The organism is Corynebacterium sp. ZY180755 (assembly GCF_054331495.1).
The window spans coordinates 1,539,903-1,560,292 of record NZ_CM135811.1 but is presented as its reverse complement, the minus strand read 5'-3'; the positions used below and the strand labels follow the sequence as shown (position 1 = coordinate 1,560,292).

Genomic DNA, 20,390 nt, shown 5'->3' with positions numbered 1-20,390 from the left:
CCCTACACTTGGGTGGATAACATAGTAGAAGGAGATTTTCATGACCATCAAAGTTGGAGTCATCGGTGCTAAAGGCCGTGTAGGTCAAGCTATCTGCGAAGGTGTCAATGCTGCAGATGACCTCGAGCTGGTTGCAGAAGTCGATCGCGATGACTCTCTAGAACTGCTGAAGGAGAACGGCGCAGAGGTGATCGTGGACTTCACCACCCCTGGCGTGGTTATGGACAACCTCGAGTACTGCCTCACCAATGGCATCCACGCCGTTGTGGGCACCACCGGCTTTACCCCAGAGCGCCTGGCACAGGTGGAAGAATGGACTAAGCAGGGCGGTGGCCACGCTCTGATCGCGCCTAACTTCGCCATCTCCGCCGTGCTTACTATGCAGTTTGCTAAGCAGGCTGCAAAGTTCTTTGAGTCGGCTGAGGTAGTGGAATACCACCACCCAAACAAGCTGGATGCGCCATCCGGCACTGCTATCCATACGGCTGAGGGCATCGCGGCCGCACGCAAGGAAGCTGGAATGGACGCCATTCCCGATGCAACCGATCAGACCTTGGACGGCGCACGCGGTGCTGACGTTGATGGCGTCAAGGTCCACGCTGTGCGCATGACGGGCATGGTGGCACACGAAGAGGTAATCTTCGGTAGCCAGGGACAGTCTCTGACGATCCGCCAGGATTCTTACGACCGTACCTCGTTTGTGCCAGGCGTTCTGGTGGGCGTGCGCAACATTGCCCAGCACGAGGGCCTGACCGTGGGTCTAGAGCACTATCTGGATATCTAGTATGGCCAAGCAGTCCCAACTATCCGTCCAGCTGCTGGGCTACACCCACTTTGAGCCACCGGAAGACGTCGCATGGGAGACGGACGCCACCGGTGCAGAGGCCTTGGTGGAGTTTGCCGGCCGCGCTTGTTACGAGAGCTTTGACAAGCCCAACCCTCGCACCGCCACTAATGAGGCGTACATTCGCCACATCATGGAAGTCGGGCACAATGCTCTGCTGGAGCATCCTACGGCCACGATCTACATCCGTGGCCTATCGCGCGCGGCCAGCCACGAGTTGGTTCGCCACCGTCACTTCTCCTTTTCCCAACTGTCCCAGCGTTTTGTTCATCAGAACGAGGCGGAGGTGGTGATCCCGCCGTTGATCGCGCAGGATGAGGAGCTTCATCGCATCTTCACGGATGCGGTGGACGAGTCTCGCTTCATTTACAACGACCTGTTGGATGCTTTGGAGGAGAAGCTTGCCGACGAACCCAATGCCCTGCTTCGAAAGAAGCAGGCCCGACAAGCGGCCCGCGCGATCCTCCCGAACGCCACGGAGACCCGCATTGTGGTCACTGGTAACTTCCGAGCTTGGCGGCACTTCATTGCTGCCCGCGCCACGGAGCATGCCGATGTTGAGCTGCGTCAGCTGGCCGTGGAGTGCCTAAAGCTACTGCAGGACAAGGCCCCTGTGGTCTTTGGGGACTTTGATATAGCAACGCTTTCTGATGGCTCGCAGATGGCAACAAGCCCGTACGTCACAGATTTCTAGCCTCCTGAAAGGCCGTTTTGACCCCGCTACCTTTTCCTTAGGTAGCGGGGTTTAGTCATGTGCGCCTGTATGTACCGATGGTGGGTCGGGGGATGGTGGGGACAAAAACTGGGAAACTTGTCTGATGTGTGGCAATATATCTTCATTCACTACGTGAGATATGAAGTCTCATAAAGTGGGATTTCCGGGCTGAATAATCGGCCAGAGACACCTTAATTCTCTTGATAGGTGCCCGTAACTGCTCGCTGGCTCGGAACAAATAGGTATCTCAAGCGAGACAAGGAGAATAAAGCCGTGTCCGATAAGGTTCACGCGCAGGGCGCTGCTACGCTGCCTGCCCCGCCTCAAGGAGTGGAGTACGTCACCAGCTCCGCAACAGACTTGCCGGTTGGTGTCAATGATCAGCGCACCATGACGCTGACAAAGAAAATCATCCTCGCCGCCATTGCCATCATCGCAGCAATTGCCTGGGGTATCTTGGCGTTTAGCCGTGGCGAGGACATCAATGCTGTGTGGTTGGTACTCGCAGCGGTGGGTTCCTACATCATCGCCTTTACTACATACGCCCGCTACATCGAGCTGAAGGTAGTGAAGCCCCGCGCGGATCGCGCAACGCCCGCTGAATACGACAACGATGGCAAAGACTTCATGCCCACAGACCGCCGTGTGCTGTTTGGTCACCACTTCGCTGCGATTGCGGGCGCTGGCCCACTTGTGGGCCCAATCCTCGCAGCGCAGATGGGTTATCTGCCGAGCACCCTGTGGATTATCATCGGCGTGATCTTGGCTGGCGCAGTGCAGGACTACCTCACTCTGTGGATTTCTACCCGACGTCGGGGTCGCTCTCTTGGCGCGATGCTCAAGGATGAGGTTGGCTCGTTCGGTGGTGCCATTGGCATGTTCGCCATCGCCACTATCATGATTCTGCTCATCGCAGTTTTGGGTCTTGTCGTGGTTAACTCCTTAGCAGAGTCTCCATGGGGTGTGTTCTCCATCGCCATGACAATCCCAATCGCGTTGTTCATGGGTATTTACATGCGCTTCCTGCGCCCAGGCGCAGTGATGGAAACCTCGCTGATTGGTGTTGTGTTGCTCGTTCTGGCCATCGCTGGAGGCGGCTGGGTAGCGGAAACCTCGTGGGGACAAGACTGGTTCACCCTGTCTAAGGAAGCCCTCGCATGGTGCCTGATTATCTACGGCATCGTTGCGGCTATCCTTCCGGTTTGGCTCCTTCTGGCGCCACGTGACTACCTATCTACCTTCATGAAGATCGGCGTTATCGCACTGCTGGCTGTGGGCATTCTTATTGATCGTCCAACCATCCAGATGCCCGCCGTTACCCACTTCGCGCTGGACGGAACGGGCCCAGTGTTCGCGGGCAACCTCTTCCCATTCCTGTTCATTACGATTGCATGTGGTGCGCTGTCGGGCTTCCACGCGCTCGTATCTTCGGGTACCACGCCAAAGATGGTGGAGAAGGAAGCACAGATGCGCATGATTGGCTACGGCTCCATGCTTATCGAGTCCTTCGTGGCAATGATGGCCCTAGTAGCAGCGGTCATCATTGACCAGCACCTGTACTTTGCCATGAACGCACCTGCTGCTGTTACTGGTGGCACCCCTGAGCTGGCTGCACAGTACGTCAATGGGCTCGGCCTGCGCGGTGCGGACATTGATCCAAGCGTACTCAGTGGTGCAGCTGCAGCCATCGGCGAGGAGTCCATTATCTCCCGCACCGGAGGCGCCCCAACTTTCGCCTTCGGTATGTCTCAGATCCTGACGGACATCTTTGGCAATGACACCTTGCAGGCGTTCTGGTATCACTTCGCCATTATGTTTGAGGCGCTGTTTATCCTCACCACAATTGACGCCGGTACCCGTGTCGCCCGCTTCCTGCTGTCTGACACCTTTGGTGCCGTGCCGGGAATGAGCAAGTTTAAGGATCCGCACTGGAAGCCAGGCGCATGGATTGCCACCTTGGTTGTTTGTGGCGGATGGGGCGCCATTTTGCTGATGGGAGTTACTGATCCACTTGGTGGCATTAACATGCTCTTCCCGCTATTTGGAATCGCAAACCAGCTGCTGGCAGCCATCGCACTCTCGTTGATTCTGGTGGTAGTGGTAAAGAAGCGCGGGCTGAAGTACGCCTGGATCCCAGGTATTCCATTGGTCTGGGACGTTGTGGTAACTTTCTACGCTTCTTTCCAGAAGATCTTCTCGTCCATTCCATCTATTGGTTACTGGGCTCAGCATTCCCAGTTCAAGGATGCCAAGGCGCAAGGGCTGACAGAGTTTGGAACGGCCAAAACTCCAGAAGCAATCGACGCCGTCATCCGCAACACCGCGGTGCAGGGCTCGCTGTCCATTCTCTATGCAATCTTGGTGGGCATCGTCGTTGCAGTCTGCATTATCGCTACTGTCAAGGCTGCAAAGCAGCACGCAGCAGGTCAGACACCCGAGACCAGCGAGGAACCGTTTATCCCATCCGCTTACTTCGCGCCAACTGGGCTCACTGCTACAGACGCCGAGAAGCCACTAGTAGCTGCATGGGATGCGCGCAACCCTGGCGCGCACGTAGGACATTAAAATGAATCCGCTTGTTTCAGTATGGAATGCGCTCAAGGGGGCCTGGTGGTGGCTTGGTGGAGTAGTAGGAGATCATGACTATGACAACTACGTCAGACACCTGACCACACATCACCCAGACGCTGAGATTCCTACCAAAAAGGAGTATTGGCGTGCGCGCTATGACCACCAAGAAAGCAGCCCAGCGTCGCGCTGTTGCTAGCGTGTAACTGACAGCCGCAGGAATTTTCTTCTTCCCGAAAATCCCTGCGGCTTTATGCTGTCGTCCGCTTTCTTTGACGTTATATAGGGCAGCAGAGTAATTCGTAATATAGGGCAGCAGAGTAATTCGTATACTAGGCGGGCCATTCTGGGAAGCGCATTTCGTGGTGGGGCTTACTTGAGTGTGCTGCGGAACGTAATGGGGAGTTCGCACACGCGTGCCTGATCGTGCAGTCCGTTCGAGATGCATCTGGCGTTAACACGAACCAAATCTGGGCAGAAAAATCGTCGGCAGGTCGTGCTCGCTGCGTCTGGACAGCCTTTAAGTAACGTCGCTGTCCTTTAGTCGCTTCCTCTTCATCCGCATCGGAAAACATAATTTGATGCGCAACTCTAGTATGTGTATCGGTAAAGGTTTCAGCTAGTAGTTGCTGGGAGTCGCTATAGTCTCAAAAATTTGCGGCTGTTTATTATTTCCAGGGGTGTAAGGTGCGCTTTGGCCGTTAAGCAATGTAACCTTACCTACCATGAGCACAGGTCTAACAGCGAACGCAGGAGCAGAGTACTTCGGTACAGTCTCCGTCGCCATGGTGACTCCTTTTGACGCCAATGGTGATCTTGATATTGCTGCCGGCAAGAAGCTTGCACAGCACCTCGTTGATAACGGGTGTGACGCATTGGTACTTGCCGGCACCACCGGTGAATCCCCAACCACCACGCTGAAGGAAAAACTTGACCTGCTCAAGGCTGTACGTGAACAGGTGGGGGAGCACATCAAGCTTGTAGCTGGTGTTGGCACCAATAACACCGCCACGACAGTCGAGAATGCAAAAGCAGCCGCTGAGGCGGGTGCTGATGCGCTACTGGTAGTCACTCCTTACTACTCCAAGCCGAGCCAGGAGGGTGTTTACCAGCATTTCGTTGCAACTTCTGAGGCAACTGATCTTCCCATTTGCGCCTACGATATTCCGGGGCGTTCGGCTATCCCAGTGGATCCCGATACGATCCGCCGGATCGCGGAGCTTGAAACCGTGAAGGCGATGAAGGACGCAAAGGGTGATGTTGCTGCGGCCACGACGCTGATTAAAGAGACTGGACTTGCGTGGTACTCCGGCGATGACCCATTGAACCTTCCGTGGCTTTCTGTGGGTGCTACCGGTTTCATTTCCGTCATTGGGCATGCGGCTCCTCAGCAGTTGCGCGATATGCGTGAAAGTTTCATTAGCGGTGATCTTGACAAGGCTCGAGACATCAACGCTAGTTTGTCCCCACTGGTGGCGGCCCAAGGACGCTTGGGTGGCGTGGCTTTTGCAAAGGCTGCGCTCCGTCTCCAGGGTATTGAAGTTGGCGATCCACGGCTGCCGATTGTCGCTCCGAACGAGCAAGAGGTAGAGCAGCTACGCCACGACTTAGAAAAAGCTGGAGTTTTATAAATGACTGAATCCCGCACCAGGTCCAGGAAGGCTACCCGAAAGGCGGGCCCACCTGAGGCAGCGGAGGCACCTACTTTCCAGGCGCCAGAACAACAACCAAAGAATGACTCCACTCAGGCTAACGGCAACGCCGACGCCAACAAGGGTGGACGAAACAGCAACCGCGGAAATAGAAGTAACCGTAGTGGCAACGGCCGCAACAATAACCGGGGAGCTAAGAACAATAACCGCAACAACGGCGGAAACAACAACCGTGGTCGCCGCAACGTGGTGAAGTCCATGCAGGGCGCGGACCTCACGGAGCGCCTGCCGCAGCCTCCAAAGGCACCAAAGAACGGTCTGCGTATCTACGCACTGGGTGGTATTTCTGAGATCGGTCGCAACATGACCGTCTTCGAATACAACAACCGCCTGCTGCTCGTTGACGCCGGTGTACTGTTCCCATCCTCTGGTGAGCCAGGCGTGGATCTTATCCTGCCTGATTTTGGCCCTATTGAGGATCACCTTGATCGCGTTGAGGCCTTGGTTGTTACTCACGGCCACGAGGACCACATCGGCGCTATCCCTTGGCTGCTGAAGCTTCGTGGTGACATCCCGATTATCGCGTCCAAGTTCACCCTCGCTCTCATCGCTGCAAAGTGCCGTGAGCACCGCCAGCGTCCAAAGTTGATCGAGGTGAATGAGAAGTCCAACGAGAATCGCGGGCCGTTCAATATCCGTTTCTGGGCAGTGAACCACTCCATCCCAGACTGTCTTGGCCTTGCTATCAAGACCGGCGCGGGCTTGGTCATTCACACCGGTGACATCAAGCTGGACCAGACCCCAACTGACGGTCGCCCGACAGACCTCCCAGCCCTGTCTCGTTTCGGTGACGAGGGCGTAGACCTGATGCTGTGTGACTCCACTAACGCCACCACCCCTGGTGTATCTGGGTCTGAAGCAGAGCTGGCGCCAACCATCAAGCGTCTCGTCATGGAAGCAAAGCAGCGTGTTATTTTCGCGTCGTTTGCGTCCAATGTTTACCGCGTGCAATCCGCTGTGGACGCCGCCGTTGCTGCAGGACGCAAGGTTGCGTTTAATGGTCGCTCCATGATCCGTAACATGGAAATTGCGGAGAAAATGGGATACCTGAAGGCGCCTCGCGGCACCATTATCTCTATGGATGACGCCGCTAAGATGGCACCGCACAAGGTGATGCTGATTACCACAGGTACCCAGGGTGAGCCGATGGCTGCGCTGAGCCGAATGGCACGCCGTGAGCACCGTCAGATCACCGTCCGTGACGGTGACCTGATCATCCTGTCGTCTTCGCTGGTTCCGGGCAACGAGGAGGCCGTGTTCGGAGTCATCAACATGCTTGCGCAGATTGGCGCAACCGTGATTACTGGTCGCGATGCGAAGGTTCACACCTCCGGCCACGGTTACTCTGGAGAGCTTCTGTTCCTGTACAACGCGGCGCGGCCTAAGAACGCAATGCCTGTGCACGGTGAGTGGCGTCACCTACGCGCCAACAAGGAGCTGGCAATCTCCACTGGCGTCGAGCGTGACCGTGTCGTCTTGGCGCAAAACGGTGTCGTTGTTGACTTGGTTGATGGTCGTGCATCTGTTGTCGGACAGATCCCAATTGGTAATCTCTACGTTGACGGCTCCACCATGGGTGATATCGATGCAGAGGTTCTCGAGGAGCGCACCTCTTTGGGTGAGGGTGGCTTGATTGCCATCACTGCTGTGATCGATAACCGCACCGGTCGTTTGCTGGAACGCCCATCTGTCCAGGCAAAGGGCTTCTCGGACGATGCTGTTGCGATGATGCCAGAGGTCACTGAGCTTGTTGAGACCATCATGAATGATCTTGCAGCTGAGGGTGAGAATGATCCGTACCGTATGGTTGGCCAGGTTCGCCGTCGAGTATCCCGCTTCGTGGAGCAGAAGTGGCGTCGTAAGCCAATGATCATGCCAACGGTGGTGCCAACTACGTCACCTGATCATCAGGCGGTCGATGATGAGGACGTCCGTCAGTCCCGCCCAAGTCTCTAAGCCGTAAAGTAGGTTAAGCGCTCAACACCATCTGGTGTTGAGCGCTTAATGCATTCTGTGGTGACCAGCAAAGGGCTAGTACACTTAAAACTATGACTTTCTCATCTCGCCACCGTGATCGCCTCCGTGAATTGTTGTTGGAAAAGGGACAGGACCACCCAACCTTGTGCGAGGGTTGGACTAACAAGGACATGGCCGTACATCTGTTCTTGCGCGAAAATAAACCTCGTGCAGCGGCAGGCATGTTTATTCCAGCGTTCAAGTCCCAACTTGAAGCGGAGGAGCGAAAGCTTGAAGCTACTCCGTATGAGGACATTGTCGCTCAGTGGGGTAGTGGTCCTAAGGGGCTTAATCCGGCTAGGGTTTTCGATCGGTTCATGAACGCTGCGGAGCATTTCGTCCATGCAGAGGACGTCCGGCGCGGTACCTGGGATAAAGATAGGCTCGCGGAGCACCTAGCTGAGGAAGGCTATGGTGTGTTCGAGGAAGATGAGGAATCCCTCATGAAGATTCTCAAGATCTTCGGCAAGGGGATGCTTGCAGCCTCCAAGGGATCAGTGGTCTTTGAAGTAACCGGCGGTCGCCCGATCAATGTGGTGGATAAGCGCGGTGTGAGCAAGGACGGTCAAGATGTGGCTCGAGTTAAAGGACGGCCGGGCGAGATTTTGCTGTGGCTTTACGGCCGTGACATGGCTGAGGTGGAAGTCCACGATCCCCGCCAGCGCATCAAAATAACAAGTGTCTAGACTAGACTAATGTTATTTGATAAAAATCACTCTTAAACCAGTGTTTCAAGTGTGATGGATGTGATTGAAGTGGCTAAGCTGTAGGCCATGACTGTCAGAAGCACGTCCACCACAAACGCCAGACCTAGGCGCGGATCAACCCGAGGCTCAACCACAACCCCTGGCTCACGACGATCCACGTCTGGGGCCTCTGGACCAGGTGGAAGAAGCAGGAGAGGAGCTTCCACAGTGGCCTACCCTTCAAACTCCGCGCGACGCGCTGCCGACACCTCAAACGAGAGGACCGGCAGCGCTTTCCGTGCTGTAGGAGGTGGCATCACATCCGCGTTCGGCGCAACCGCACGCGGTTTAGGAGCAGTGACTCGTGGCATCGGCGCGCTGATGCCACGTCATGACTACGCCGGTGACATGGCTGAGGATGACCTCTACACCGAGCACGATAACTACGCTGCGTATGAGGACGATGATCAACCAGACCGCCGCACGTCGCGAAGCAAGGCCCGCAAGAGCCGTGATGAGGTGGATGAACAGCCGATGGCTAAGCGCCCTCGCCGTCGTAAGCCTGCAGTAGACGACGCGGATGACCGTGAGGACGAAACCCCCGAGCACACGGGCATGCTGAAACGAAACCGCGACAAGAACCGCGACTTTGATATGCACACCCGCTACGAGCAGGTAGAGCCAGGTCGCCTCGACGCTCCTGCGCTGGCTCTCATTGCCCTTGCGGTGGTTTTGGGTGCTTCAGTGTGGCTCAACATTGCCGGCCCCATTGGTGCTGCCATCGCATTAGCAGCACACGCTGTTGTCGGCGCTGGCGCGCTGATCCTGCCGGTTCTCTTAGTGGCTTTGGCAGTGGTCTTGATGCTCGGGTACGTTCCACACGTCGAGTCCCGTGGGCGCGTTGGATTAGGTACGGGCCTGATCGTGATTGCCATGCTCGGCCTGATCCACCTGTTCGCGGGCAACCCGAGCGATTGGCCGGCACGTCGTGAAGCAGGCGGCGCTATCGGCGCCTACGTTGGTGGGCCGCTGGCTGCGGGTTTCACTGTCTACCTAGCTATCCTGCTTTTGGTCATCGTGATCGTGTACGGTGCGCAGAAAATCACTGGCATTTCATTTCGCGAGCTAGTGGATGCTGTAAAGGATCTCATCTACGGTCCCGTGGTGGACGATGATGAGGAAGCTGATGAAAACGATCAGTACGGGCACGTTGATCGCCAGATTTCTTCTCGCGCTGAGGAGGGTTTTGCTGAGCCCGACCGTTTCCACCGCGAGTCCACCCGAGCGATCAGCACTGAGGAGCCACGCCGTAAGCAACAGCGCGCAGGTAACATGAAGTCCAAGCTGACAAAATCTCGCACCCCTATGGACAATTACCCAGTGGATGATGACGCCACCGCCGTCATCCCTCGTGGTGAGGAAACTTCGCTTTTCGACGCTCAACCAAACCCTAAACCGAAACCAGCTCAGTCGGCGCCTGCATCAGCACGCGCACCGCGAAGCATCACGGACACTGATGAATTGCCGGTGGTCAAGGAACCGCGGCCGCGTCCGGCACGCTCTGCAGCCTCCGGCGTCGCTCAGGCAGTCGATACGGCTGCAAAGGTTGCAGGTGCTGCGGCGGCCGGCGCTGCCGCGAGTGCAGCAGGGGCTGCGCAGGGTGTTACTAAGCCGGCCAAGGATGTGATAGAAGCCGGCCGCAACCTTGCAGAGGGTGCTGCGGCGGTCCGACAGGCGTCCACGGCTACGCCAGCTGTTCCGCAACAAACACCGCCACAACCGCAGCAAGCTCAGGTGATTCAGCCACAATCCACTTACGAACTGCCAAGCACAGCTCTGCTCACTGCAGGTGCCGCCCCGAAGACACATTCCGCGGCTAATGATCGCATGATCGCGGCAATCAGTGATGTGTTCGAGGAATTCAAGGTAGATGCTCATGTCACTGGGTTTAGCCGAGGCCCGACAGTAACTCGCTACGAGATTGAACTGGGCCCTGGTGTGAAAGTATCTAAGATCACCAACCTGCAGTCCAACTTGGCGTATGCCGTGGCCAATGACAATATTCGATTGCTCACCCCGATCCCCGGCAAGTCCGCCGTGGGCATCGAGGTACCTAACACAGACCGTGAGATGGTTCGCTTGGCGGACGTACTCAACGACGCGGAGTCTAAGAACGATCCAGATCCAATGTTGATCGGTCTAGGCAAAGACATTGAGGGCGATTTCGTATCCCATTCCGTGCAGAAGATGCCACACCTTCTGGTCGCCGGTTCCACCGGTTCCGGTAAGTCCGCGTTTGTGAACTCGCTGCTAGTTTCTTTGCTCACCCGCGCAACGCCTGATGATGTGCGCCTGATTCTGGTGGACCCAAAGATGGTGGAACTTACGCCGTACGAGGGTATTCCACACCTGATCACGCCTATCATTACCCAGCCAAAGAAGGCCGCTGCCGCTTTGCAGTGGTTGGTTGAGGAAATGGAACAGCGCTACATGGACATGAAAAACGCCCGTGTACGTCACATCAAAGACTTCAACCGCAAGGTGCGCACAGGCGAGATTCAGACCCCTGCGGGATCCCAGCGTGAGTACCGTCCATACCCATTCATCGTGTGTGTCGTGGACGAGTTGGCTGACCTGATGATGACCGCGCCTAAGGAGATCGAGGACTCGATCGTCCGCATCACCCAGAAGGCGCGCGCCGCTGGTATACACCTCGTGCTGGCAACGCAGCGTCCGTCCGTGGACGTGGTTACCGGCCTGATCAAGACCAACGTGCCATCGCGTCTCGCATTCGCTACCTCATCGCTCACAGACTCCCGAGTCATCTTGGACCAAGCGGGTGCTGAAAAGCTCATTGGTATGGGCGATGGTCTCTTTATTCCGCAAGGCGGTCGCGCCATCCGCATCCAAGGTGCTTTTGTCTCCGATGAGGAGATTCAAGCAGTGGTCGATGCGGCCAAGCAGCAGGGTGAGCCCAACTATACCGAGGGTGTTACGGAGGACAAGCAGTCCGATGCCAAGAAGGACATCGACGATGACATTGGCAAGGACATGGATGATCTCCTCGAGGCCGTAGAACTGGTGGTCACCTCCCAGCTAGGCTCTACATCCATGCTGCAGCGTAAGTTGCGCATCGGCTTTGCTAAGGCAGGTCGTTTGATGGATCTCATGGAGTCTCGTGGCGTGGTCGGTCCGTCCGAAGGTTCCAAGGCCCGCGAGGTGTTGGTGAAGCCGGAGGAGCTGGATACAACGATCTGGATGATCAAGGGCGCCGATCCTGCTACCGCGCCAAAGGAGGAGGATCCTGAGGCCCCCGCCGCAGATGTAAGCAGCACTACGCAGCAGGCCACTTACAACCCGTCGAACAATGCCTTCTAATTAAAAACGCACCTACCAGCCGCTGAACCTTTGGTTCAGCGGCTGGCGTTTTTGTGCGGCGGTCTAATGAGCAGGCAGCGTGCTCCGAATAGGTGATCCCAGAGCCCAAAAATTACGCGCGAGAGTCGGCAAATTTAACGAGATTGTGTAAAGTGGTGTCTCGTTATGGAGGGGAGTACCCCAAATCTACGATGCTGGTCGTCAACACGGCAAAGAAACCATGAGGTAAGTGGTTACCTTTCCCGGTCGCATCGGTCCACATTTTTGATGTGGGCGGGGGAGACCTCCGGTTCATCCGCTTTTTCCGAATGAGACCGGAGGTCTTTTTTATGGAAGTAAACCTTACTGTTTGGCTGATCACGGGTGTCGTGATCCTTGGCTTTTTCATTTTCGACTTTTTCTCCCACGTACGTACCCCGCATGAACCAACTCTGAAAGAGTCTGCTTGGTGGTCTCTGTTCTACGTGGTCCTCGCTTGCCTGTTTGGCGTATTCCTATGGTTTACATGGGGCGAGCCGGGCAATCCGCACCAGCACGGCCTAGAGTTCTTCACTGGCTACATCACTGAAAAGGCACTGTCGGTAGACAACCTGTTTGTGTTCGCGCTGATCATGAGCTCGTTCAAGATTCCGCGCAAGTACCAGCAGAAGGTACTGCTCATCGGTATCGCGCTAGCGCTGATCTTCCGTCTGGTGTTCATTCTCCTGGGCGCTGCTGCTATTAACGCGTGGGCGTGGGTGTTCTACCTGTTTGGCATCTTCCTCATCTACACCGCCGTCAAGCTCATCATTGATGAGATCAAGGACGAGCCTGAGACCGACCCTAATGACATGCGCGTTATTAAGTGGCTGCGCAAGGTTGTCCCAGTGACGCCTAACTACGACAAGGACCGACTGTTCAGCAAACACAACGCTAAGTTTGCCGTCACCCCACTGTTCGTAGCGCTGATGTCCATTGGCATGGTCGATGTCATGTTCGCGCTGGACTCTATCCCAGCTATCTACGGCATCACCTCTGAGCCATACATCGTATTCACCACCAACGCGTTTGCGCTGCTGGGTCTCCGCCAGATGTACTTCTTGCTCGACGGTCTCCTGGACCGCCTCGTTTACCTGCCATACGGCCTAGGCGCTATTTTGGGCTTCATCGGCGTGAAGCTGATTCTGCATGCGCTGCACGAGAACAACCTGCCGTTCGTCAATGGCGGTGAAGCAGTACACGTTGTCGAGATCCCAACCGTCGTATCGCTGCTTGTGATCATCGGTATCCTGACGATCGCGGTCGTTGCATCCCTGATCAAGACCAAGCGGGATGAAGCACAAGGCGCAATCCAAGTGCACAAGTCCCCAGCAAAGATGCGTTTTGATGATGACAACACCACCGATGACAGTGGCGACCTCCCCGAGACGGAAGCACACTCCAATCGCAAGGGAACCAAACGCTAAATAAAAACAAATAATCCGGCGCCGCGAAGTTGCGGCGCCGGATTATTTTTGCCTTAATGAGGGCATAAAGAGAGCCCCCTGACAGAATCGAACTGTCGACCTTTTCCTTACCATGGAAACGCTCTGCCGACTGAGCTAAGGGGGCGATTGTCTTTCGACTTGCTAAAGATTAACCAATGAGGCACCACTTTAACAACTTAGCAGGTCAAGGCTCTATTTTAGGCCTCGTAACCAAATACGTTGAGCACCGGATTCCATGTTTGGAACGTGCGGCCCGTAAGGGCCGATTCGGTGTGGAACGGATCCTGATCCATGAGCGCCTGTGCATCTGCGATGGTGGCGTCGTCGGCAAGCGAGATGACGATGAGCGCGCCTCCGTCACCGTCAGTAAACGGTCCAGATCCTATGAGCTTGCCGTCCTTTTTAAGTTCACCAAGGAACTCTCGGTGGCGCGGGCGGATCTCGGTGATCTTCGAGGAATCCGCGGGGTAGCTGTATGTAACTGCAAAGATGGTCATTCCTTAAGCTTAGGAAATCTTTCATCAAATTGGGGCGCGCTTGGCAGCTAGCTTAGGCGAGCGGGTACAGTGGGTTAGCGTGAATCAGCAACACCATCCAGAGTCCCAGCGAAGCGCTCCGAGCAACTTCAACCTGCCCAATGTGCTCACTAGCCTGCGCATCATTGTCATTCCGCTTTTTGCGTGGCTGGTGCTTAAAGGTGACAATCAACACACCGGCTGGATGTGGTGGGCATTTATCTGCTTCGCTGCGTTGATGATTACGGACAAACTGGACGGTGACATAGCCCGCAAGCGCAATCTGATCACTGACTTCGGAAAGATTGCTGATCCGATTGCTGACAAGGCGCTTATGGCCACCGCACTCATCTGCTTGAACGTAGTGGGTGCTCTGCCGTGGTGGATCACCATCGTGATTTTGGTGCGTGAGCTAGGAATTACTTTCTGGCGCATGATTGAGCTGCGTCAAGGCAATGTTGTACCGGCGTCCAAGGGGGGAAAGCTCAAAACTGTACTGCAGTCCTTTGCCGTCGCCCTTTACTTGCTGCCATTGCCAATCTGGGCCGCTATTCCGGTGTTCATCGTCATGTTGATTGCGGTTGCAGTAACCGTGGTCACGGGTGTTCAGTATCTTCTCGACGCCCGCAAGTTGAAGCAGCAATAATGGTTGCCCGCCGATCGTATCGGCGGGTTTTTTCAATGGAACGGGAGGCCGTAGTGCTAGACCAACAGCACCTAGCAGCAGCCGTGGTAGACGCGCTTATCGCGCGTGGGGAAACCGTCAGCACGTGTGAGTCGCTCACCGCGGGATTGCTCAGTGCTGCCATCGCCGGAATCCCAGGTGCCAGTGCCGCTTTAGAGGGCGGTCTGATTACCTACAGTGAGTCGCAGAAACGCGAGCTGGCGGGAGTCCCTGCCAGCGTAATTGATTCTTTCGGGGTAGTGAGTAAGCAGTGCTCCGAAGCGATGGCTCTGGGAGCTCGCGAGCGGTGTCGGACCACTTGGGCTGTGGCGCTGACCGGCGTCGCTGGCCCCACCCAGCAAGACGGCCACCCAGTCGGGGAAGTGTGGATTGCTGTAGCAGGGCCTAGCGGAGTAGCACACGTTGGGCGTGTTGAGCCCGATGGGCCAGTCGATGAAAAGAAACCGTTAGGGGAATGCGGGCGTAACGAGATCCGCAACCGATGTGTTACTTATGCCCTAAAAGTACTGCTCGATGTGCTTTCAGCACCAGGGCTGAGCAGCGAATAAGATCTGGTTGCACAAAATGTGGCTTTAACTGACGTGCTATTATTCGAGCAGGAAATGAAGGTTGAGTTAAATCCGCGCAACTTTTCTGCGCTTCTGGGAACAAAATAAGGAAAAGGTGCGTTTAACTAAACGATGATGAAATATACAGCTGTTTTAGAAAAGCCGATCGCTTCAGAGAAGACATCGACTCCAGAGCCGCTGCTGCGTGAAGCACTGGGTGCTGCACTGCGCTCATTCCGTGCAGACAAAGGAATTACCCTCCGCGAACTCGCAGAAGCATCTCGTGTTTCTCCCGGTTACCTCTCTGAGCTGGAACGCGGACGCAAGGAAGTGTCCTCCGAGCTCCTTGCATCTGTATGCCATGCTCTGGGAACCAGCGTTTCGAATGTTCTGATTGAGGCAGCGGGCTCCATGGTAGTTCGCAATGCTGAAGCTGATCTGGCTCGCGTCTAGTTATCCGCCTCCACCTGACACATCAATGCTTGAGGTTGGTGGAGAGTAAAGGTGTGATGTCGGTGTTCGGTGCGGAAGTAGGTTTCCTCCCCACATACGGGGAGTAGACCTGCTTCCTTTCTTTTAAGAGCCGACGTCTCCCACGACATACCGATCACTGCGTTATGATGGCAGTCATCGCCTAGTTCACTGTGCTAGGCCAGTTAAAAACTTAGTAAAAACCCTCTCTATCTGAAAGGCCACCAAAGAAATGGCGAACCCATTTGTCAAGGCATGGAAGTACCTGATGGCACTCTTCGATTCCAAGATCGAAGAAAACGCAGACCCGAAGGTACAGATCCAGCAGGCGATTGAAGATGCGCAGCGCCAGCACCAAGAACTGTCCCAGCAGGCTGCGGCAGTTATCGGTAACCAGCGTCAGCTGGAGATGCAGCTGAACCGTCGTCTCGCTGAGATTGAAAAACTGGGCGCAAACACCCGTCAGGCTATCCAGCTGGCAGACAAGGCACGCGCAGAGGGCGATACTAAGAAGGCTACCGAGTACGAGAACGCCGCTGAAGCATTCGCAGCACAGCTCGTCACCGCAGAACAAGGTGTGGAAGACACCAAGAAGCTGCACGATCAAGCTCTCATGCAGGCTGAATCTGCAAAGAAGGCAGTAGAGCGTAACTCCATGGTGCTGCAGCAGAAAGTTGCTGAGCGCACCAAGCTGCTCTCCCAGCTGGAGCAGGCAAAGATGCAGGAAAAGGTTGCAGAGTCTCTTCAGTCCATGAACTCGATCACCAACCGCGACACCCCAAGTTTGGACCAGGTCCGCGAGAAGATCGAGCGTCGTTACGCCAACGCGCTAGGTTCTGCGGAGTTGGCAGAGAATTCCGTTGAAAACCGCATGGCTGAGATCGAGCAGGCAGGGGTGCAGCTGGCAGGACATTCTCGTCTTGAGCAGATCCGCGCCGAGATGAATGCCGGTGAGCTGGGCAAGGGTGCTTCTACTTCTCAGCAGTCCATCGAGCAGGCGCCACAGTCTAATTCTGACGTTGCGCAGCCATCTGCTTCCGACGACGCCGTGGCCCAGAAATTGCGCGAGCTGCGGGGCGAGTAACTTTTCCAATGCCGGAATAGGCTAGTAGGAAATATATAAGGACTATCTCCTTCATTCTGAGGAGGTAGTCCTTTTGCTGTTTTACAGTTCGTCTATGCCTCTAGCTATGAGGGCATCGGCCATCTTTTCCGCCCTTTTGAGTGAGCGCACTAAAACGGGGACACCAAAGGCGCGAATTGAAAAGTGTGCACCGCGCGCCTTGCGGGCATCGAGCACCTCACTGACCGTAGCGAGCATCAACGGGAGCAGCCTCAAGGTGAGAGAGATGGCTAGGCTGATCTTGGCTGAGGGAATACCTACTGAGTCAAGCGGCTTAAGCCCTTTAGACACCGCGTCAATGGTATCTTCAAGCCGCGTCGTCAACGTAACAACGATGGCGGCGAGAAGGCCCACCAAAATGCTTCCGACAACCTCGTAAGCGAAAACGAAACTGTTGTGCCACCATTGGAACGCGCCCAGCACAAGCAGCAATGGCAAGACTGGCCAAATCTGGTTCCACGCCGTCCTAGCTGGAATTCGTGCAATAACAAAGAGCGCAGTCACGAAAACGAGCGAGGCCGATACTAAAGTAACGGTGTGCAGAAGCACCATTGTCAGAAGAATAAACACTATAAGCCACGCGATCTTAACCCCTGCGGGCGCGCGGTGCAGAACGGAATTACCAGGAACATAGACACCTAGTGGCACTTCCTGGATCATGGTGCGCTGCTTTCCATCAAACCCACGTATTCGCGTGTAACTTCGGGTGGTGCACCGTCAGCGGCAACCTCGTTCTGGTGGATAAGAATGGCGCGATCAAAATCCTGGATGAAGTCTAAGTCATGCGTAACAGTAATTAGCTGCTGGGGGAGAGACTTAAAAACTTCGGCGATCATGAGCCTGTTGCGCATATCAAGCAGAGTTGTTGGCTCGTCGGCGATGATCACATCTGGGCGCACCGCCAGCACCGACGCCAGCGCCAAGAGCTGCTTCTGCCCACCGGACAAAGTGTGGGGAGAGTCGTCAATGTGGCTGTCTAGCTCGTACTGGCGCAGTATTTCTCGGGCTTTTTCCTTGCGCTCAGCTTTGGATAGTCCGAGTCTGCGGAGAGAAAATGACACGTCCTCTCCAACAGTGGGCATGATGATTTGATTGTCTGCATCAGAGAAGACAAAGCCCACTTTCTGCCGAACTTGCTTCCCAGCTTTTGCCACATCCAAGCCGTCAACCGTTACCGTTCCTTGAGACGGATCTTGGAGTCCGTTGATCAGCCGTACCAGAGTGGACTTACCGCCACCATTGGCCCCAATGATCGCAATGCGATCTTGTGTGAGCTCCAAGTTGATGTCTCTTAAAACGCTACGCTCGTCAAAATTCACATAGACATTCTGGAACTGAATCTTTGGCATTGTGAGATCCTTGGCTACGGCGTGGAGAGCAGACTCGTTAGATCTTAGCGCTTCTTGCCTATCAAGTGAGGGAACGCTGAATGCACGCCGTGAGCTATGACAACGGCGACGCCAGTCTTGACCATATCTGGCAAGAGAAATGGGATCTGGGCGGCGAATGCAGGGGCCCAATCTAATTGCGCTCTTAGATGGAGCCCAACAATTCCGCAAAGATACTGAATAGCCATACCTGCGATGCCGGCTAGAGCGAATGCGGAGAATCGTTGTGCGGAGCTGCGCGGGGCCAGGTAAGCGATCGTGCCCACCACGGCCACGGAGATGAGATAACCAACGACGTAGCCGATCGTAGATCCCGCTAATGCAGCCAACGTTGAACGGCCACCAGCGAGTACGGGGAGGCCAAACAAGCCCAGGAGTAAGAACAATCCCGTAGCTAGAAACCCACGCCTAGCCCCTAAAACGAGGCCAGTAAGGATTATCGCAGCGTTCTGGAGAACGATAGGTACCCCGGCGGTGCCTACCGGAATAGAGACAAAAGCAAGGACGATGAGTAAAGCCGCGAATACAGCGATGTAGGCGAGGTCCAGTGCCTTTGAACGCTCGGTAGAAACGGTGCTCATGGTGGTCAAGCTTATAATTGAACAGTGTTCAGGTCAATCGATCTAGGGTGAGTATGATTGACCCCATGCGACTTACGGAATTCGACCAGCTTGTCACGGATGAATTTGGCAACCAGAAAGCACAGTGGATTAAAGACTCGCACGTGATTTTAGAGCTAGGTGGGACTGCGCGTGAGCTTATTGAAAAGGGTGTTAACCCGAGCGATGTATGGCGAGGGCTCTGTGATGATTTCGATGTGCCTGAGGAGCGCAGGCTAGGTAGGGATGTATGAGCCTGACGGAGCTTAAGTCTACGGAGAGAAGCTGTAGGGCTTTGGTGCTGAAGCCGCGATGTAGTGATTTAAAAATGTTATTTCGAACAAACTTGAGTTTCGAACATTTGTGCGTGTAACTTGGTGTGTATTGTCGAGAGGTGGCGTTAAGATTGCCGCTAGTTGATTGCATACGGGAACCGAATGGTTCTAAAAACAGTCCAACTAAGTTGAGGCGTTGCTACCAAAAAGCTTCAGGTAATTCGCGGACAATGGAATCCGGCTCCGCGCCCTAAAAAGTAGAACATTTATCAAAAGGAATTAGAACTTACTATGGCTGCTAAGAAAAAGGCACAATCAGGCCCAGCAACTGGTGATGACCGCAAGAAAGCACTTGATGCTGCGCTGCAGATGATTGAGAAGGACTTTGGTAAAGGTGCAGTCATGCGCTTGGGGGATGATAATCGTCCACCTATCCAAGCAATTTCTTCTGGAAACACGGCAATTGACGTGGCGCTTGGCATTGGCGGTTTCCCCCGTGGTCGTGTTGTTGAAGTTTACGGCCCAGAATCCTCTGGTAAGACTACCGTCGCGCTACACGCTATCGCTCAAGCGCAGAAGGGCGGAGGTATTGCCGCGTTTATTGATGCGGAGCACGCCCTTGACCCTGATTACGCTCGTAAACTTGGCGTTGATACAGACGCGCTACTTGTATCTCAGCCGGACACTGGTGAACAGGCACTAGAGATCGCAGATATGCTGATCCGTTCGGGTGCCATTGACATCATCGTCATTGACTCCGTCGCAGCCCTCACCCCTAAGGCGGAAATCGAGGGTGAGATGGGTGATAGCCACGTCGGCCTGCAGGCCCGCCTGATGAGCCAAGCGCTACGTAAAATGACCGGTGCGCTCTACAACTCCGGCACGACTGCAATCTTTATTAACCAGCTCCGTGAGAAGATTGGCGTGATGTTTGGGTCACCGGAAACTACAACCGGTGGTAAGGCCCTAAAGTTCTACGCATCCGTTCGTTGTGATGTTCGCCGTATTCAGACTCTTAAAGACGGCCAAGATGCCATTGGCAACCGTACTCGTCTGAAGGTGGTAAAAAACAAGGTTTCCCCGCCGTTCAAGATTGCTGAGTTCGACATTATGTACGGTGAGGGTATCTCACGCGAGTCCTCCATCATTGACCTGGCGGTAGAGAACGGGATTGTAAAGAAGTCCGGTTCTTGGTTTACCTATGAGGGGGATCAGCTGGGGCAAGGTAAAGAGAAAGTGCGCTTATACCTGAAGGATTCTCCCGAACTTGCAGACGAGATTGAGGACAAAATCTTCCGCAAGCTTTCCATTGGCAAGTACGCGGGACAGTCTGATGAGCTCACTGATGACCCGGTGGATATGGTTCCTAACATCGACTTCGATGATGAGGACGACGAGTAA

At 55.0% G+C, this 20,390-nt stretch carries 19 protein-coding genes, 1 tRNA gene and 1 pseudogene; 15 read left to right on the top strand and 6 right to left on the bottom strand.

The features are described from left to right. The first annotated feature begins 40 nt into the window (after positions 1-40). From dapB to ACXM2N_RS07170, 7 genes and pseudogenes are all read left to right on the top strand, one after another. Positions 41-784, top strand: a complete 744-nt coding sequence (gene dapB, locus ACXM2N_RS07200; protein ID WP_458487304.1) for a 4-hydroxy-tetrahydrodipicolinate reductase — start codon at positions 41-43, stop codon at positions 782-784. Position 785: 1 nt separating this feature from the next. Further along, a complete protein-coding gene (thyX, locus tag ACXM2N_RS07195) occupies positions 786-1,538 on the top strand; it encodes an FAD-dependent thymidylate synthase (RefSeq protein ID WP_458487302.1) in 753 nt (250 codons plus the stop codon). Between the two features lie 411 nt (positions 1,539-1,949). Beyond that, positions 1,950-4,124: a carbon starvation CstA family protein gene (locus tag ACXM2N_RS07190; RefSeq protein ID WP_458491064.1), complete on the top strand. Its 2,175-nt coding sequence runs from the start codon at positions 1,950-1,952 to the stop codon at positions 4,122-4,124. Between the two features lies 1 nt (position 4,125). Continuing rightward, positions 4,126-4,326 (top strand): YbdD/YjiX family protein, encoded by a 201-nt coding sequence (locus tag ACXM2N_RS07185; protein ID WP_458487300.1) that lies wholly within the window; start codon positions 4,126-4,128, stop codon positions 4,324-4,326. 526 nt (positions 4,327-4,852) lie between these two features. Continuing rightward, the gene (dapA, locus tag ACXM2N_RS07180; protein ID WP_458487298.1) at positions 4,853-5,758 is read left to right on the top strand and encodes a 4-hydroxy-tetrahydrodipicolinate synthase; all 906 of its coding nucleotides are present in this window, start codon (positions 4,853-4,855) and stop codon (positions 5,756-5,758) included. Positions 5,759-5,908: 150 nt separating this feature from the next. Then, positions 5,909-7,795 (top strand): annotated as a pseudogene (locus ACXM2N_RS07175) (ribonuclease J); the annotation flags it as partial. A gap of 92 nt (positions 7,796-7,887) precedes the next feature. Continuing rightward, on the top strand, positions 7,888-8,541 hold the full coding sequence (locus ACXM2N_RS07170; RefSeq protein ID WP_458487296.1) for a TIGR03085 family metal-binding protein: 654 nt from the start codon (positions 7,888-7,890) through the stop codon (positions 8,539-8,541). Positions 8,542-8,573: 32 nt separating this feature from the next. On the opposite strand, the gene ACXM2N_RS07165 is transcribed toward ACXM2N_RS07170, so the two are convergent. After that, positions 8,574-8,768 carry a hypothetical protein gene (locus ACXM2N_RS07165; RefSeq protein WP_458487294.1) on the bottom strand — a complete coding sequence of 65 codons (195 nt, stop codon included), beginning with the start codon at positions 8,766-8,768 and terminating at the stop codon, positions 8,574-8,576. Between the two features lies 1 nt (position 8,769). Here ACXM2N_RS07165 and ACXM2N_RS07160 point away from each other — a divergent pair, with 1 nt between their 5' ends. Both ACXM2N_RS07160 and ACXM2N_RS07155 read left to right on the top strand, forming a co-directional pair. Then, positions 8,770-11,919: a DNA translocase FtsK 4TM domain-containing protein gene (locus tag ACXM2N_RS07160; protein WP_458487292.1), complete on the top strand. Its 3,150-nt coding sequence runs from the start codon at positions 8,770-8,772 to the stop codon at positions 11,917-11,919. Positions 11,920-12,248: 329 nt separating this feature from the next. Then, complete coding sequence (locus ACXM2N_RS07155; protein WP_458487290.1) at positions 12,249-13,364, top strand: TerC family protein; 1,116 nt, start codon at positions 12,249-12,251, stop codon at positions 13,362-13,364. 72 nt (positions 13,365-13,436) lie between these two features. Here the strand turns inward: ACXM2N_RS07155 and ACXM2N_RS07150 are convergent. Together ACXM2N_RS07150 and ACXM2N_RS07145 are read right to left on the bottom strand one after the other, a co-directional pair. Then, positions 13,437-13,509: transfer RNA gene (locus tag ACXM2N_RS07150), tRNA-Thr, on the bottom strand. A 73-nt stretch (positions 13,510-13,582) separates the two neighbouring features. Continuing rightward, positions 13,583-13,882: a YciI family protein gene (locus ACXM2N_RS07145; protein WP_458487288.1), complete on the bottom strand. Its 300-nt coding sequence runs from the start codon at positions 13,880-13,882 to the stop codon at positions 13,583-13,585. A gap of 79 nt (positions 13,883-13,961) precedes the next feature. Here ACXM2N_RS07145 and pgsA point away from each other — a divergent pair, with 79 nt between their 5' ends. The 4 genes from pgsA (at position 13,962) to ACXM2N_RS07125 (ending at position 16,688) form a co-directional block, all read left to right on the top strand. Continuing rightward, positions 13,962-14,546 (top strand): CDP-diacylglycerol--glycerol-3-phosphate 3-phosphatidyltransferase, encoded by a 585-nt coding sequence (gene pgsA / locus ACXM2N_RS07140; RefSeq protein ID WP_458487286.1) that lies wholly within the window; start codon positions 13,962-13,964, stop codon positions 14,544-14,546. Positions 14,547-14,599: 53 nt separating this feature from the next. Next, the gene (locus ACXM2N_RS07135) at positions 14,600-15,133 is read left to right on the top strand and encodes a CinA family protein (RefSeq protein WP_458487284.1); all 534 of its coding nucleotides are present in this window, start codon (positions 14,600-14,602) and stop codon (positions 15,131-15,133) included. A 132-nt stretch (positions 15,134-15,265) separates the two neighbouring features. After that, entirely contained in the window at positions 15,266-15,586 is a 321-nt protein-coding gene (locus ACXM2N_RS07130) for a helix-turn-helix domain-containing protein (protein WP_458487282.1), read from the top strand. Positions 15,587-15,836: 250 nt separating this feature from the next. Beyond that, positions 15,837-16,688, top strand: coding sequence for a PspA/IM30 family protein (locus tag ACXM2N_RS07125; RefSeq protein WP_458487280.1), 852 nt, complete (start codon positions 15,837-15,839; stop codon positions 16,686-16,688). 81 nt (positions 16,689-16,769) lie between these two features. On the opposite strand, the gene ACXM2N_RS07120 is transcribed toward ACXM2N_RS07125, so the two are convergent. From ACXM2N_RS07120 to ACXM2N_RS07110, 3 genes are read right to left on the bottom strand one after another with little or no spacing between them, the layout of a single operon-like run. Continuing rightward, positions 16,770-17,387, bottom strand: coding sequence for an energy-coupling factor transporter transmembrane component T family protein (locus ACXM2N_RS07120; protein WP_458487278.1), 618 nt, complete (start codon positions 17,385-17,387; stop codon positions 16,770-16,772). Continuing rightward, positions 17,384-18,076 carry an energy-coupling factor ABC transporter ATP-binding protein gene (locus ACXM2N_RS07115; protein ID WP_458487276.1) on the bottom strand — a complete coding sequence of 231 codons (693 nt, stop codon included), beginning with the start codon at positions 18,074-18,076 and terminating at the stop codon, positions 17,384-17,386. The genes ACXM2N_RS07120 and ACXM2N_RS07115 overlap by 4 nt, the downstream gene beginning before the upstream one ends. Before the next feature lie 44 nt (positions 18,077-18,120). Next, positions 18,121-18,696, bottom strand: coding sequence for a biotin transporter BioY (locus ACXM2N_RS07110; RefSeq protein ID WP_458487274.1), 576 nt, complete (start codon positions 18,694-18,696; stop codon positions 18,121-18,123). Positions 18,697-18,761: 65 nt separating this feature from the next. Here ACXM2N_RS07110 and ACXM2N_RS07105 point away from each other — a divergent pair, with 65 nt between their 5' ends. Together ACXM2N_RS07105 and recA are read left to right on the top strand one after the other, a co-directional pair. Next, positions 18,762-18,968: a DUF3046 domain-containing protein gene (locus tag ACXM2N_RS07105; protein WP_458487272.1), complete on the top strand. Its 207-nt coding sequence runs from the start codon at positions 18,762-18,764 to the stop codon at positions 18,966-18,968. 312 nt (positions 18,969-19,280) lie between these two features. Then, the gene (recA, locus tag ACXM2N_RS07100) at positions 19,281-20,390 is read left to right on the top strand and encodes a recombinase RecA (RefSeq protein ID WP_458487270.1); all 1,110 of its coding nucleotides are present in this window, start codon (positions 19,281-19,283) and stop codon (positions 20,388-20,390) included.